The sequence below is a fragment of the Paenibacillus ihbetae genome (genome assembly GCF_002741055.1).
Taxonomy (GTDB): Bacteria; Bacillota; Bacilli; order Paenibacillales; family Paenibacillaceae; genus Paenibacillus_AQ; species Paenibacillus_AQ ihbetae.
This window is the reverse complement of record NZ_CP016809.1, coordinates 2,708,946-2,725,032: the sequence shown is the minus strand read 5'-3', so window position 1 is coordinate 2,725,032 and position 16,087 is coordinate 2,708,946. Positions and strand designations below refer to the sequence as shown.

Annotated in this window: 11 protein-coding genes; 10 read left to right on the top strand and 1 reads right to left on the bottom strand. The window is 52.4% G+C overall.

Going from position 1 to position 16,087, the window contains the following annotated elements; all coding sequences use genetic code 11:
• The first annotated feature begins 76 nt into the window (after positions 1 to 76).
• The 5 genes from BBD41_RS12220 (at position 77) to BBD41_RS12200 (ending at position 6,864) form a co-directional block, all read left to right on the top strand.
• Entirely contained in the window at positions 77 to 1,042 is a 966-nt protein-coding gene (locus BBD41_RS12220) for an ABC transporter permease (RefSeq protein ID WP_077570133.1), read from the top strand.
• Positions 1,036 to 1,914 carry a carbohydrate ABC transporter permease gene (locus BBD41_RS12215; RefSeq protein WP_077570131.1) on the top strand — a complete coding sequence of 293 codons (879 nt, stop codon included), beginning with the start codon at positions 1,036 to 1,038 and terminating at the stop codon, positions 1,912 to 1,914. Before BBD41_RS12220 ends, BBD41_RS12215 begins: the two co-directional genes overlap by 7 nt.
• Before the next feature lie 66 nt (positions 1,915 to 1,980).
• Positions 1,981 to 4,221: a helix-turn-helix domain-containing protein gene (locus BBD41_RS12210; protein WP_077570129.1), complete on the top strand. Its 2,241-nt coding sequence runs from the start codon at positions 1,981 to 1,983 to the stop codon at positions 4,219 to 4,221.
• Between the two features lie 27 nt (positions 4,222 to 4,248).
• Positions 4,249 to 5,247 carry a zinc-dependent alcohol dehydrogenase gene (locus BBD41_RS12205; RefSeq protein WP_077570127.1) on the top strand — a complete coding sequence of 333 codons (999 nt, stop codon included), beginning with the start codon at positions 4,249 to 4,251 and terminating at the stop codon, positions 5,245 to 5,247.
• 42 nt (positions 5,248 to 5,289) lie between these two features.
• Positions 5,290 to 6,864, top strand: a complete 1,575-nt coding sequence (locus BBD41_RS12200; RefSeq protein WP_099477750.1) for an FAD-dependent oxidoreductase — start codon at positions 5,290 to 5,292, stop codon at positions 6,862 to 6,864.
• A gap of 99 nt (positions 6,865 to 6,963) precedes the next feature.
• Here the strand turns inward: BBD41_RS12200 and BBD41_RS12195 are convergent, their stop codons facing one another.
• Complete coding sequence (locus BBD41_RS12195; protein ID WP_099477749.1) at positions 6,964 to 7,338, bottom strand: hypothetical protein; 375 nt, start codon at positions 7,336 to 7,338, stop codon at positions 6,964 to 6,966.
• A 305-nt stretch (positions 7,339 to 7,643) separates the two neighbouring features.
• On the opposite strand from BBD41_RS12195, the gene BBD41_RS12190 reads away from it, so the two are divergent.
• The 5 genes from BBD41_RS12190 to BBD41_RS12170 all read left to right on the top strand — a co-directional run bounded on the left by BBD41_RS12190 (position 7,644) and on the right by BBD41_RS12170 (position 16,082).
• Positions 7,644 to 8,870, top strand: a complete 1,227-nt coding sequence (locus tag BBD41_RS12190; protein WP_099477748.1) for a family 8 glycosyl hydrolase — start codon at positions 7,644 to 7,646, stop codon at positions 8,868 to 8,870.
• A 390-nt stretch (positions 8,871 to 9,260) separates the two neighbouring features.
• Positions 9,261 to 11,663, top strand: coding sequence for an arabinan endo-1,5-alpha-L-arabinosidase AbnB (locus tag BBD41_RS12185; protein ID WP_099477747.1), 2,403 nt, complete (start codon positions 9,261 to 9,263; stop codon positions 11,661 to 11,663).
• Between the two features lie 254 nt (positions 11,664 to 11,917).
• Positions 11,918 to 13,717 carry a sensor histidine kinase gene (locus tag BBD41_RS12180; RefSeq protein WP_237087067.1) on the top strand — a complete coding sequence of 600 codons (1,800 nt, stop codon included), beginning with the start codon at positions 11,918 to 11,920 and terminating at the stop codon, positions 13,715 to 13,717.
• On the top strand, positions 13,692 to 14,873 hold the full coding sequence (locus tag BBD41_RS12175) for a response regulator transcription factor (protein ID WP_099477746.1): 1,182 nt from the start codon (positions 13,692 to 13,694) through the stop codon (positions 14,871 to 14,873). Before BBD41_RS12180 ends, BBD41_RS12175 begins: the two co-directional genes overlap by 26 nt.
• A gap of 291 nt (positions 14,874 to 15,164) precedes the next feature.
• Positions 15,165 to 16,082 (top strand): dihydrodipicolinate synthase family protein, encoded by a 918-nt coding sequence (locus BBD41_RS12170; RefSeq protein WP_099477745.1) that lies wholly within the window; start codon positions 15,165 to 15,167, stop codon positions 16,080 to 16,082.
• The last annotated feature ends 5 nt before the right edge of the window (positions 16,083 to 16,087 follow it).

Genomic DNA, 16,087 nt, shown 5'->3' with positions numbered 1-16,087 from the left:
AGATATAAGGCTGATGGCGGCATCCGGGATTCGAAGCCCGGATGCTGCTCATCTTCTTAAGGAGGGAAAGAACACCATGGCAAGTGCAGGGACAGAGATGAAGCCGGCCGCTCCCCGCGGGGGAATCGGCGGACGAATGGTTGCAGCCTTTCAGCATATGAAGCGGGACCGGCAGCTGTTAATTTTGTTTATTCCGTGCCTGTTGTTTTATATTATTTTCCGATACGGACCCCTGTACGGCTTGATTATTGCTTTCAAAGACTACAGCGTGTTCACCGGAATCATGGAAAGCGATTGGGTGGGACTAAAGCATTTCGAGAAATTTTTCAGCAGTCCGGATTTTTGGCTGCTCTTTAAGAACACGCTGCTTCTCGGCGTATACAACCTGATTTTCGGATTTCCGTTTCCGATCATTTTGGCGATTCTCTTAAATGAGGTTAGGGTCCGGTGGTTCAAGCGTTCGGTACAGACGCTAAGCTATCTTCCCTCCTTTCTGTCGGTTGTCATCATCAGCAGTATGATTATCGATTTCCTCTCGCCGAACCAAGGGATCATTAACCAGTTCATCGCGGCGTTAGGCTTTGAGAAAATTTACTTCTTAGGGGAACCAAGCTGGTTCCGGACCATATACGTCTCCTCGGACATTTGGGCGACCGTTGGCTATGAGGCAATCATTTATATGGCAGCGATCGCGGGCATCAACCCTTCCTTGTATGAAGCGGCCAAGGTGGACGGCGCCAAGCGGCACCATATGATTTTTCGGATTACGATTCCCGCTATCCTTCCGACGATCATCATTATGTTCGTGTTGAAGACGGGTTCGATGCTGCGCATCGGGTACGAGAAGGTGCTCCTGCTCTACAGCCCGATGACGTACGAGGTAGCCGACGTATTCTCAACTTACGTCTACCGGAAGGGACTCATGGAGAGCAATTACAGCTATGGCGCAGCCGTGGGCTTGTTTGAAGCCGTTGTTGCGATGATCCTGCTGTTATCCTCTAATTACTTCAGCAAGCGATTGGGAGGCAGCGGACTATGGTAAACAAACGATTCAGTCTTCGAAACGTCTCATTGTTTGGCATCGTGAACACGATCATTCTGACGTGTCTTGCTATCATTACCGTCTATCCCGTGATATATATTACAGCCGTTTCGCTCAGCGCGACGTCCGAGGTGGTGCAGGGGAATGTTACGCTGTTTCCGAAGGGCTTCAATCTGGACGCCTATGCCCAGGTGCTTAATGACGACCGGGTGCCGCGCGCGTACCTGAATACGATCATGTACACGGCGCTCGGTACGGCCATCAACCTGCTCTTAACGGCCGTAGCGGCCTACCCGCTGGCCCGCAAAAACTTCTTCGGACGCAAGTTCTTTTTGCTGGCCATCATCATCACCATGTTCTTGAACCCGGGCATTATTCCGAACTATCTGATCGTCTCGGAGCTGGGGCTGCTGAACAGTGTATGGGCCTTGGTGCTGCCGAATGCGATCTGGACCTTCGAGCTGCTGATTTTGAAGAGCTTCTATGAGAATATGTCGGAATCGCTGCGCGAGGCGGCTGTCGTCGACGGTGCATCCGAATACCGGATCCTGTTCCAGATCGTGATCCCGCTCTCGAAGCCGGCGCTCGCTTCCATCGGTTTGTTCTACTTCATGGGCCACTGGAACAGCTTCTTCATCCCGATGATCTACTTGAACGATTCGGTGCTGTACCCGCTGCAGGTGGTGCTGCGCGATATGCTGATCTTCAGCGAGAACGGCAGCAATCCGAGCCTGGTCGACGCGGCGGCGCTGGCCCCGCAGGCGATGAAGAACGCAACGATCGTATTGTCGATGATTCCGGTGCTGCTGATCTATCCGTTCGCGCAGAAGTATTTTGCCAAGGGGGTTATGCTCGGCTCCGAAAAAGGCTGATCGTGAAGGGACCGGGCCCATGTGTGTTGAATATGAAGGGATGACATCAAGAGAGGTGAATCCATAATGAATCGACTGATCGCCAACAGAGGATTGCTTCAGATTTTCTTCGCTCTGCAACTGGTCATCGGCATCATGTTCATATTCAATTACATCGTGTACAAAAATTCCATCAGCGGGATTTATGACAAGGTGAGCGATAACAATCGCATGGTGATCAAAAACGTCATTCAGTCTTTCGATACCAGCTTCTCCTCCATCAACAACCTGATCTTCAACATTCATGCGCTTTCCTCGGACCGGATTCAGGCGGACAGCGGAGGGCTTGATATGGAGAGGGTGCTAACCCTGCAGGACAACTTGACGAGCATCGTGTCCAATGTGGATATCGTGGAGGACGTGATCATCTCGTTCGATGATCATGATCTTGCCATTACGACCCGGGGAACGAGCAACCTGGATGCCCTCTTTGACAGACGCTACACGTCCCAACGCTACAACTCGATGTTCTGGAAAAACTTCACCCGCTCCGAGCACGAGTTTACGGTATTTCCGGCCGAGGTATACATGGATCAGAGCAGCGGGTACGGGCGCAATCTGATGATTGCGGTGGACAGCAACAAGGTCCGGTTATCGAACAAAAACCTCATGATTCTGATCAACGTGAACAAGCTGCTGAAAGGCATCGACCTGAACTCGATGATCCCCGGCGCTTCGCTCATCGTGCTGGATGCGAACCGCAACGTCATACTGAGCACGGAGAAGGACCTGGATTTGGTGGACATCTTGAATGATGTGTATTTTAACCCGTCCCAGGAAGCTTCCCTGACGCATGGCAATTACGAGTACAATTTCTACAAATCCGACTATAACGGGTTTATCTATATCAACAAGCTGCCGTACAAGTTTCAAAATATCGATTCCGTCACCGACGCCAATCAGTGGATTATGTACGGGGCGATTGTGCTGGCGGTGCTGATGTCGCTGCTGCTCAGCGTTTACCTGTACCGGCCTGTCAAAAATATCGTCAAGCTGCTTGGCGGCAGCACGCTGAAAGGGAACGACTTCGTAAAGATTCAAAGCGGCATTATCAAGGTCCAGCGAGAGAACGAATCGCTGAAGAAGCAAATGGACCTAGTTGATGAAGAAATACGAAGGGGCGTCTTCCTGCAAACCCTTGATGGGCAGAATCATTCGCGGGAGCAGGAAATCCAGATGCAGAAGCAGTACACGCATTTTTTCCAGAGCAGGCATTTCGTGATGGCGGCAATCTATTTGCAGCCGGAAGACAAGCCGGACTCGGAGGGCGGATTCGTGCTGGAGGAGCTGACGGCAGCGATTCGAAGCGATTTGACGGCTCGTTACGAGCATGCGGTTGTGTATCATATCGAGCATTTGCAGTTTGTGGCGCTGATCGGCCTTGACCAGCCCTCGGAGCGAAAGAAGCTGGTGCGGCGGTTCGAGGACTTCCTCGAGGCAGCAAAGCAAAGTTATCTGCAGGCATTCGGGGTTTGGGGATGCGTCAGCCGGGCTTACGAGTCCAAGATCGGCAACTGCCGCGTCGCCTATGAAAATATTAAGGAAGGGCTGCTGTACCGGCATGTGAACGAGGGAACAGTGATTGTCGACACGGAACGCATCCGGTACGTCCCCGAGCTGTATTTCCCGCTTCAGGAGATCGAGAAGCTGAGCAACTGCATGTTGAGCGGTAAGGTGGATGAAGGGCTGCGGATCGTCAATGAGATCATTCAGGAGAACGTCTCACTGCAAATTCATCATCATCAGATGGTCCATATCGCCAAAAGCATGTTTTTCTTTGTCCTGAAGCAGGCGGAATCCTCCGCCGCGGACCGCAGCGAGCTGTTCCAGCTGGAGAGCGCCTTTATCCGCAAGGTCGATCATGCGTTTACGTACAAGGAAATTCAGGATGCGCTGGTTGAAGTGATTCGCGTGGTCGCGAATATGCGCAATCACGATCCGCGCAGCAAGCTGAATCCGGCATTCATCTCTCAATATATCGAGCTTCATTACATGGAGAATCTGTACCTGGACCATATGGCGGAGGTGCTGGATACAAGCTCCAAATACTTCTCGAATTATTTCAAGAAGACATTCGGCGTCAATTACGTGGAGTATTTGAACAAGGTCCGGCTGGCTCATGCCCGGGAATATCTCCGCAATACGGAGCTCAGCATCGCTGAAATCGGCGAGAAGACGGGCTACTCGAATTCGTCCACGTTCACAACGACATTTAAAAAGTATTGCGGCGTCTCCCCGAGCGAGTACCGTAAGGCCTCGGGGAAATAAGGGCTGCAAGGAAGCAGGAGGCATCATATGAAGGCGGTGGCTACGATTCAAGGCAATGTGATCATTGCCGATCTGGAGGAGCCGGTTGATGTGCCGGCGGGGCATGTTCGAATACGCACCGAGTATTCGGCCGTCAGCCCGGGAACCGAAATGACGTTTATCAAAAGAGCTTCGGATCAGCCTGTGGTAATGGGTTACAGTGCGGTCGGGGTGATCGAAGCGGTCGGGGAACGCGTCAGCGGCCTGTCGGTCGGCCAGCGCGTCGCCTGTTACGGTGCGCCTTATGTGCGCCATGCCGAGGTGCTCACCGTTCCCTCGAATTTGACGGCAGCGGTACCGGATGGGGTTGATCCGGAAGAAGCGGCATTCGCAGGTCTCGGAGCGATCGCGATTCATGCGCTGCGGGTGGCTGACTTACGCTTCGGCGAGTCTGCCGTCGTCGTGGGCCTGGGTATTCTCGGCCAGCTGATCGCCCAGATAGCGCATGCGGCGGCTTTCCCCGTCGCCGGATTCGACCTGAATCCGGAGCGGGTGAAGGAGATGCGGGAGTATATCCCGCATGCCTTCGATAGCCGTGAGCAGCTGGAAGAGAGCATCCGGCGCATGACGGGTGGGCAGGGCGTGGACAGCGTTATTTTGTGTGCAAGCGGCCCTGGGGAGGAGCTGATCAACGCCTCGATGGGTTGGATCCGGGACAAGGGGAACATCGTCATTGTCGGCGATTTGACCACCGTGTACTCCAGGGAAAAGATGTTCGTCAAGGAGGCGCAGGTCCTCATCTCGCGGGCAGGCGGTCCGGGACGCTATGATGCGAACTACGAGCTGGAGAACCGTGATTATCCGATCGGCTTCGTACGCTGGACGGAAGGGCGCAATGTCGCCGAATATATCCGTCTGCTTGCGGAAGGAAGAATATCCGTAAGACCGCTTATCTCGCATGTCGTTCCCGTAGAGCAGGCGGCAGGCGCCTATGAGCGGTATGGACCCGGCTCCACTACGCTCGGAACGATCTTTAAATACAGCTAATCAGGGCAGGCTTATAAAATACCGATACGAGGTGAACAGCCAATGAGTCAACATAGAGAGGCGGACATAATTATCCTCGGCGGAGGTCTGGGGGGGTGTGCCGCAGCGTTAGCGGCGGCTCGCAGCGGAAAACGCGTCATCATGACGGAGGCCGGAGATTGGATAGGCGGACAGATCACCAGTCAGGGCGTGCCGCCGGATGAGCATCCCTGGATTGAGCAGTTCGGCTGCACGGCGAGCTATCGCGAATTCCGGGCCAGAGTTCGGCAGTACTACCAATCGTGGTTTCCGTTAAAGCCGGAAGCCAGAGCGAGCGAACACTTCAACCCCGGCAGTGCGCTGGTGAGCACGATCGCCCATGAACCCAGGGCGGCGCTGGCCGTTCTCCGGGATATGCTGGCCCCTTACATCCACAGCGGGAGGCTCGTGATCCTTACGGAGCATGTCCTAACCCAAGCAGAAAGCGATGATGACCGGGTCACGGCCGTTTCGCTGCGGAACGTAAAGTCCGGCAATGAAATTACCCTTACCGGCGGGCTGTTTCTGGATGCCACCGAAGAGGGGGATCTGCTGCCGCTTGCGGGGATCGAGTATGTCACCGGCGCGGAATCCATGGAGGAGACCGGAGAGCCCCATGCGCTGTCCGGCTCGCCCGACCCGATGGATATGCAGGCATTCACTTGGTGCTTCGCCGTAGACTACCTTGAAGGAGAAGATCATACGATTCCGAAGCCGGATAGGTATGACTTTTGGAAAACGTACCAAGCCGATTTCTGGCCTGACCGCATGCTCAGCTGGAGCGGGCTCGTCCCGCATACGCTGGAGCCTGTCACCTACAGCCTGTTCCCGGACGGCAAGTCATTCTCGCTGTGGAAATACAGACAAATTCTGGACCGTGAGCATTTCGCCGCAGGCGCATTTGACAGCAGCGTGACGATCGTGAATTGGCCGCAGAACGATTATTGGCTGGGGCCGATCATCGATGTAAGCCCGGAGGAGCGGGAGAAGCATTTGAAAGAGGCCCGGAGCCTAAGCTTGTCGCTTCTCTATTGGATGCAGACGGAAGCCCCTCGTCCGGACGGAGGAGCCGGTTATCCGGGGCTTCGCCTCCGTCCGGATGTGCTCGGCACAGAGGACGGTCTGGCTAAGGCGCCGTACATTCGCGAGTCGCGCCGAATCCGGGCTGAATTTACGGTAAAGGAGCAGCATGTCGCCAGCGATTGCCTGCCTGATGGAAAGGCAGCGGAGTTCTTCGATTCCGTCGGCGTCGGCTGCTACCGGATCGATTTGCATCCAAGCACGGGACAGCGCACCTATATCGACATTTCGAGTCTCCCCTTCCAAATTCCGATGGGAAGCCTGATTCCGGTTCGGGTGAGCAATGTGCTGGCAGCATGCAAAAATATCGGCACGACACATATTACGAACGGCTGTTACCGCCTACATCCGGTCGAGTGGAACATCGGAGAGTCGGCAGGGTATTTAGCGGCTTATTGCGTGGAGCATGGTCTGAAGCCGTCCGAGGTCCGCAGGGATCCGGAGCGGCTGGAGGCGTTTCAGCAGCTGCTGGTGCGGCAGGGGATCGAGCTGTCGTGGCCATCCATTCACGCGGTCTAAACCAGGGTGGTGCAAGGATAATAGGGCGGTGCAGGTATGATCCTGCACCGCCCCTTTTAGGCTGCAACTATAGACCGGACGAACGAGGCTCCTTTTGGCTTAATATTTAAATAAATAGGACAGAAAGTAATGCAAAGCGGCCACCACCGATCCCGCCAGAACCAGGATGATAATGATTGAGATCGGCATCAGATTCATCGTGATGACATAGAAAAGAGCAACGTTGGCAGGATAGATCAGAATGTAGAGCATACGCCTGAACGCACGATACCTTTTTTGCTTTAAACCCAGCATGGCAGCCTGAAGGATCATGGACAGAAACAGAATAAAGAATGAAGGTGTGAAAAAAAAGGCCGTCGCAATGTCATTGAACAGAACCATTTCGTCATCCGCGGAATAGTTCGGCCAATATGTGATTACGCCGTACAAGGACAGCAGCGCAGAAACAACCAGCCATATATAATAAGGCAACATACCCACCACCTTTATCTTAAGGGCGTTCCTTTTTCGGATACTCCTCGTATTTCCCCTTCGCTATTAACAAACGCTTGGAGCAGTGGATTAGTTCGATGGTTGCTATCATTTTTTTTGAAATTATTGACGGGAAAACAAGAGTAGCGATTACATATTTAACCATTTTAGACTATACTTGGATTACAACGAGATTCTCCGTCACCGTGTCATCCGTTGATGAAAGGTGGTGATCGAAGCGAAATCGGCTGGACAAGCGGTTAGGATAACCGAAGTTTCAATTCGAATCTATGAAGGAGATGTGGTTGATGAAATCAAGCCGTAAGCGAGTCATCCGCAAGAGTGCGCTGTTGTTCTGTGCCGTCCTCCTGATGCTGCCGGCGGGACTGTCCATGGCGGAGAATCAGAGGCCGTTTCCGCAGCATACGACATATACGAGCGGTTCGATCAAGCCCAACCATGTGACGCAGACGGCGATGGACGAAGCCGTCAAGAGTAAGTGGAACAGCTGGAAGGCTTCGTTTCTCAAGCCTGCCGGCACGGGGCAATATTACGTAAAATACAACTCGGCCGGGGAAACCGTATCGGAGGCCCACGGCTACGGGATGATCCTGACGGTCATGATGGCCGGAGCCGATGCCAACGCTCAGACATACTTCGATGGACTGTACCGATATTATAAGGCTCATCCGAGCAACCAGAATCCATACTTAATGGCCTGGAAACAGAACAGCAGCTTCCAGAACATTGAGGGGGCCAACTCGGCGACGGACGGCGATATGGATATCGCATACGCCCTCCTGTTGGCAGATAGACAGTGGGGCAGCAGCGGAAGCATTAACTATCTGCAAGCGGCCAAGAACATCATAGGCGCAATCATGAGCCATGACGTGAATCAATCGCAATGGACTCTTCGTCTGGGAGATTGGGCGACGAGCGGCAGCTTCAATACAGCCACGCGCCCGTCCGATTTCATGCTGAACCATCTGAAGGCGTTCCGGAAGGCTACCGGGGATGCCAGATGGGATCAGGTAATCGACAAAACATACAGCATCATCAACTCCGTTCACGGCAGCTATAGCCCGAATACGGGGCTGCTTCCGGATTTCGTCGTGCTGCAGGGGGGGAGCTATCAGCCTGCGGCGGCCGGCTTCCTTGAAGGTGCGAACGACGGGAACTATTATTACAATTCGGCACGGACGCCTTGGCGAATCGCCACCGACTATTTGATGACCGGCGATACGAGGGCCTTGGGACAGCTCGATTTGATGAACGCGTTCATCAAATCGAATACGAGCCAGAAGCCGGCAAATATCAAGGCAGGCTATACGCTCGGCGGAAGCCCGCTTGTGTCGTATAACAGCGGCGCATTCTACGCCCCGTTCGGCATCAGCGCGATGGTCTCCCAGAGCCACCAAAGCTGGCTGAACGTCGTGTGGACCTATACGGCGAATGCATCGGCCGAGGGATATTACGAAGAAAGCATCAAGCTGTTCTCGATGCTGGTCATGTCCGGGAATTGGTGGAGCTATTAAACTCGGGTCTGCTAAAAACATTTAATTTATAAAAACATAAAACAAAACCCCGACCTCCGTTTGTGGTCGGGATTTTGTTCGTTCATTAAGATCCCATGCTCCGTGCAAGCTTCGGAGAGGGGGATGAGAATATAGAAAGGGCAGGGTTTTCTAAGGAAATTCGGTGGTTCCTTATCCTGGGTCTTTAAGACCATACCGATTCGCTTCGGATAAAATAAATAGAGAAGGGGATTGAAATTGGAGCATCTGCAATGATAATATCTTATATAATATAAAACGTTTTATATTTTAATGAATTAAAATCACCATGGTTCGGGTTTCATGTCACTCTTGTTCGTCCGTTTTGAAAGGGTTTACAAAAAATCAGCGATTGGTTGAAAGGAGCGTCGTATGCGAAAGAACATCATTCGAACTGGAGCTGCCGCAGCTGTTGTATGCGCTTTATTGACGGGAAGCGCCATGGCATTCGGGCAGGGGCCGGAGACGGGGAGCTTAGGCGTGAAAGTGGAGACGGCGGCAAAAAAGAAGGAGCCAAGCGCCCCGGTTTTCCGGGAGGCTTCCGTGCACGATCCCTCCGTGATCAAGGCTGGCGACACCTACTATGTCTTCGGCTCCCATTTGGCAGCGGCCAAATCCAAGGATCTCATGAAGTGGGACATGATCGCTTCCGGGGTAGTTGACGGAAATCCTTTGATTCCGAATGTAACGGAGGAACTGAAGGATACGCTGGCGTGGGCTCAGAGCGATACGCTATGGGCGGCCGATGTGATCCAGCTTGCCGACGGCAAATTTTATATGTACTACAATGCCTGCAAAGGCGATTCCCCGCGCTCGGCGATGGGGATTGCTGTAGCCGATCGGATCGAAGGGCCCTATAAGGATACCGGCATTATTCTGAAATCCGGCATGTGGGGCGAGCCGAGCGAGGACGGCACCGTGTACGATGCAACGAAGCATCCGAATGTGGTGGATCCGGACGTGTTCTTCGATAAGGATGGAAAGCTGTGGATGGTATACGGCTCCTATTCGGGAGGGATCTTCATTATGGAGATGAATCCTGCGGACGGCAAGCCGCTTCCGGGACAGGGCTATGGCAAGAAGCTGCTCGGAGGCAACCATAGCCGGATTGAGGGACCGTACATGCTCTACAATCCGGAGACGGATTATTACTACCTGTATCTTTCGTACGGAGGGCTTGATGCCGTTGGCGGGTACAATATGCGCGTCGTCAGATCCAAGAACCCCGACGGCCCGTTCTATGATGCGGAAGGAAACGATATGAGAGAGGTGAAGGCCGATCCGTCCTTGCCGCTATTCGATGACCGGTCGATCGAGCCGTTCGGCACCAAGCTGATGGGCAACTATCTGTTCAAGCGTTGGATTGGTGATCCGGGAGCAGGCCTGGGAACCGGTGCCGTATCCCCGGGACATAACTCGGTATACTACGATGAAGCAACCGGCAGAACGTTCCTGATCTTCCACAGCCGCTTTCCGCAGCGCGGCGAAGAGCATGAAATCCGCGTCCATGAGCTGTATATGAACGAGGAAGGGTGGCCTGTCGCAGCTCCGCTCCGTTATGCGGGAGAGGAAGCAGTGGACAAAAAGGTAACCCCGAAGGATGCAGCCGGGGAATACAAGCTGATCAACCATGGAAAGGATATTTCCGCAAACATCAAGGAGTCGCAGCCGATCCAATTGCATAAGAACGGCCGGGTGACAGGAAGCGTCTCCGGCACATGGAAAACGAGCGGCAAACAGCAGGTTACGCTGACTTTGGACGGTGTCGTGTATAAGGGTGTGTTTGCGCCGCAATGGAATCACGAGGCGGGGCAGCGGCTCATGACCTTTACGGCTTTATCGCCGGAGGGAACGGCCGTTTGGGGAGCGAAGCAGCCGGAGCGAAGCGATAAGCAGATTGCAGAGGACGTTCGAGCAGACCTGTCGCTCGGTGATCTGAGCGGCATCTTCTACGATTTGACCCTGCCTACCGAGGCGTCAGGCGGCACAACCATCCAATGGTCCACCTCCGATCCGAATGTGATCACCGCTGACGGCAAGGTGACGCGTCCGGCCGCGGGCTCCGGAAATGCGAAGGTTACATTGACTGCCGGGATCGTCAAGGGCAGCTACAAAACCTCCCGCTCGTTCGACGTCACGGTGCTGCAGCAGTCGGCCGGACCGATGCTGCTGAGCTATGGATTCGGTGAGAGTCGAGAGGGCGTCGTGATCGACAGCTCCCCGAACGGATATGACGGGCGGACGCATGGCGGTGTTCAGTGGAATGAGCGAGGTTATCAGGGCGGGGGCATTGATTTTGACGGCAAGAACGGATATGTTGAGCTGCCTAATCTGGTGACAGACACGGACGATCTAACGTTCGCCGCATGGGTGTATTGGAAGGGAGGCGCCCCGTGGCAGCGGGTGCTGGATGCCGGCAGCGGGCTCGCTAGGCATATGTTCCTGACCCCGTCCCAGCATACCGGCGTCCTTCAGTTTACGATTCACGGCGATGGCGGCGACCAAAGTCTCCTTGCTGACGCGCCGCTTCCGGTGAATGCATGGACGCATGTAGCCGTGACTCTTCAGGGCGACACAGGCAAGCTGTACGTAAACGGACAGCTGGTTGCCTCCGGCGATCATATGAAGCTGAACCCAAGCGGGCTGTTGACGACGGAAGCTTACTTAGGCAAAAGCCGGTTTGCGGCCGATCCTTATTTCAATGGAAGCCTGGATGAGGTTCGGATTTATAACAAGGCGTTAACCGAGAGTGAAATTAAGAAGCTGGCTGAATGAGCGGTTGTTATCTTAAACATACTGACGCGTTTTAGTATAGGTTAGATAAACATGCAGTTACACAATGTTAGAAGCAGCGGATAAAAAATCAAAGGGGCCCCGTCACTTGACGGGGCTCCTTTTTGTATTCCGAAAAGCCAAGCGGATGTATAAGCATGGCTGAGCCCGGCCGTTGAGAAAGCCTTTACAAAATCATGCCCCGAAGCCTAGACTAAAAATATAGAAGCAAGCTGTTCAGCAGGGGGAGTGATCTTGTGGTGCGTATCAAGCAATGGGCAAGCCGGCTGAATTCCATTCGCAACCGTATTTTTTTCTCCATACTGCTGTTTTTGGTTATCCCGTTTCTGCTTTCCAATCAGTATTTGGACAAGCCTTTGGAACGAACGATAGAACAGAAGATCGCGAAATCGGCCCAGGATGCACTGGTTCTGATGACCTTCAACGTCCAACTGTTTATGGAGGACATGCTGAATTCAGCTGTCGACATCACGATCAACGACGATACGAAAAGGATGCTGAAGGACCCGGGAGCCCTTAGCAAATATGAAAAGCTCAGGCTGAATGACGTTACGCTCAACCGTTCATTCAGCTCGTATTTTTCGAACACGTATGTTACGCTGTTTGACCGGCACGGGAATTGGTACAGCACCCGCTATCTGGAGGACAGCCTTTATCAGGAGTACATTCATTCGGATTGGTATGAGAAGATGATAAGCACCCCTTACCAGGTCCGCTGGATGTTTAATCCTCAGCAGTTTCTCTACACCGACCGTGAGCCGGTCATCTCCTTGGTGAAAAGTATCACGGAGCTTCAGAGCAATCAGAACATCGGCATGATCGTCTTTAGCGTTACCGAGAAGGACATTCGCAAATATTTGACCGGACTTGAGGGCGAAGTGTATCTTGTGGACAAACAGGGGAATATCGTTTCCAGCCCGAATCGGGAAATGATCGGCACGAGCATCGCGGAAGAATCCTATATGTCCAGTCTGTGGGCCAAGCGCAAAGGACAGGCCGTGGTGGAGAATGAGGACCGGAAATTTATTGTGAATTTTGATACCGTGGACTTGAATGGATGGAAAATCGTGCAGATGGTTCCCTATGACGCCGTCTTCAAAGAGATCTATGATTTACGTAAGGCGAAAGCCCTTATTGTTCTTCTGATCTTTGTTATTTTTGCCATGATTACGCTGTCCATCTCTTACGGGATGTCCAGGCCCTTGAAACTGTTGAAAAAACGGATGCAGGTGCTGGAGGAAAAAGATTTTCATTCCGTATTATCGGTGACGGGGCCCCAGGAAATTTCGTCCCTTATAGAGACTTATAATAAGATGGTTACGGAAATTCGTCAGCTGCTGAACCGGGTAAAGGACGAGTACCAACAGAAGGAAGACATGCGGTTTCGGGCACTCCAGGCACAAATCAATCCGCATTTCCTGCTGAACACGCTCAACAATATTAAGTGGATGGCTTATATACGTAATGACAAGGAAGTCGGCGACATGCTTTCCAGCCTGGGCGGAGTTTTAGAGCAGAGTATCGGGCGAGGCGGCACGCTCATTCCGCTGCGGCAGGAAATTGAGTATATCGACAATTACATTGAATTGATGAAAATGAAGTTTAACGACAAGCTTTCGGTGGAATATGATATCGCGGATGAGCTTTTGGATCAGGAAGTCATCAAAATCATGCTTCAACCTGTGATCGAGAACAGCTTGATCCATGGCATTGAGCCGATGTACGGGGCGGGAAGGATCGTTATCCGGGCAAGTAGACAGGAAGAGTGCTTTCTATTGACGGTGGCAGATAACGGGGTCGGCATTTCTCACGAGAAGCTGCAGGAGCTGAAAACGAGGCTGTCGTCCGGATCCGAAGAGCTGCCTGAACGCATCGGCATTAAGAATGTGCATGACCGGATTCGGCTTCAGTACGGAGATCCGTATGGAATTCATATTCACAGCCGAATCCATGAAGGTACAACGGTATCGTTCTTGCTGCCGGTGAAGAGAATGGAGGAAGGGGTTAACGATGACCTTAAAAGTGATGCTGGCTGATGACGAACTCCTTGTACGCTTAGGGATTAAATCGTTGATCGAATGGGATAAGCACGGTTTTTCCTTTATAGGAGATGCCCCGGATGGCATAAAAGCCCTTGAGCTGATGGAGGAGGAAGTGCCGGATATCCTGCTAACGGACATTATAATGCCCCGGATGGACGGGCTCGAGCTCATCGAAACGGCCAAAAAGCGCTATCCGGATATGCTGTTTATCGTGCTTAGCAGCCATAATCAATTCGATTATGTCCGAAAAGCCATGAAAATGGGCGTTGAGGATTATATCTTAAAGACGTCGTTAAAGCCGACGGAGCTGCTTCAGATTTTGACCGAAGCCTCCCAAAAGATTGAGAAAAACCGGGAGTATACCTTGCCAGACACCTCTGCATCGGAGCAAAGATATTCGCGTAAAGAGCTCCTGTCGAGCAAGGTGCGCGAAGGGCTTCAAACCCCCTTCCCGGTTGGAGGCGAGGTCAATTGGCAGGAGGAAGAGGATCTGCCTCCGGGGAGCTTCATGTTGATTATGCAGCCCCGTCTTTTGCGCGAAGGCGTGGAGGAGCTCTCCGCGATGAGGATGCTGACTCACCTCTTTCAATCAGAGCTGGGGGAACAGCTTGTCTGCAGCCCAATAGAGATGGAGGGCAGGGAAATCGTACTGCTGGTTGCGGAACGGGATCCTGCCGTCGTGACCGAGCTGTTGATCGGCGCATCGAGTCGGATGCTGGGCATTGCATTAAATGTCGGGGTAAGCGGATCCATTGAAGCTTGGCGGGATATTGGCTTTGCTTACAATCAGGCCAAAGACATGCTGAATGAGAACAGGATCAAGGAAACGGCCAGGGAGGATATTAAGCGTCTGCTGGAATTCATGAAAGAAAACTATGCAAAAGACATTTCGCTGAAAACAGCCGCGGACATTATTAACATGAGTGAGAGCTATCTCAGCTTTATTTTCAAGAAGGAGACCGGGACCGGATTCACGGATTATCTCAACAATCTGAGGGTGGATAAAGCAGCCCATTATTTGATGAATTCCCAGATGCCCATTTACGAGATTGCCATGGAGGTCGGATATGAAAATATCAATTACTTCGGCCGAATCTTCAAGAAAATAAAAGGGGTCAGTCCGCAAAAATACAGGGCGCAGTATAAGTGATGGATCAGCGAATGAGATTATCAGAGTCTGCTGAATAGGAGACTGTTTTCTAAGAGAAATGATCTTTTAGAAAGCAGTCTTTTGTGCGTTATACGGGGATGCGCAGATCCAAAAATAATGAACATCGGCACACGAATATGTGAACATGAGGTCGTTATCAAAACATTGTGAATAAAGTCCGTAAATCCGTTCCTGTCCCCCCTTCAGCCCAAACCCTATACTTACTGTAAGCCTTTTCAAATGTGTGAAGGGGAGAACCGAGATTGGAATAAGAAGGGGGAGCACGGCACAATGGGAAAGCATGATTTGAACAAATTCAGAGGTGTCATTGTTGCTTTCTACGGTTGTTATGACGGCAATGGAGATATCGACCCGCAAAGGGTACGGGATTTGGCCCGTTATTATCAGGATGCGGGTGTGAAAGGACTATATGTCGGAGGCAGCAGCGGAGAAGGCATGCTGCAATCAGCCGCGGAACGCAAGCTTGTTCTTGAAACCGTCATGCAGGAGGTCGGCGAAGAGATGACGGTCATTGCCCATGTCGGAGCACCTTCGACCAGGGAAAGTGTAGAGCTGGCCAAACATGCGGAATCCGTAAAAGCTGATGCCATATCGGCAGTCCCTTCCATCTATTACAGATTGTCTCCGGCTAGTGTAGAACACCACTGGAGAGCTATGATCGATAGCACGGCCTTGCCATTCATCATTTATCATATCCCTCAGCTTACCGGATTTCATCTATCGACGAAGCAGTTGGAGAAGTTGTCAGCATTGGATAATGTCATTGGTGTCAAAATCTCATCGGAAAGCACCTATGAGCTGCAGCAATTTAAAGCTGCGGGAGGGGCGGATTTTCTGGTTATGAACGGTCCGGACGAGCAGTATCTGGCAGGACGAAGCATGGGGGCGGACGGGGGCATTGGCGGAACTTACGGCGTGATGCCCGAGCTGTTTCTGAAGCTGGAGCAGTGCATTCAAGAGGGCAAGCTTGAATTGGCGCGCGAGTGGCAGACCAGAATCAACGAAATCATTTCGGAGCTGCTTCAGTTCCCATCGCTATACGGCGGCTGCAAAGCGATCTTGAGGCTTCGCGGGATGGATATCGGGGAACCGAGACTTCCGCTGCTTCCGATAACGGATAGCGATCAGGAAGCGGCAGAACGGCTTCATCAAAAGCTGACGAAATATATTGCACTGGCAAAGGCATAAGGAGC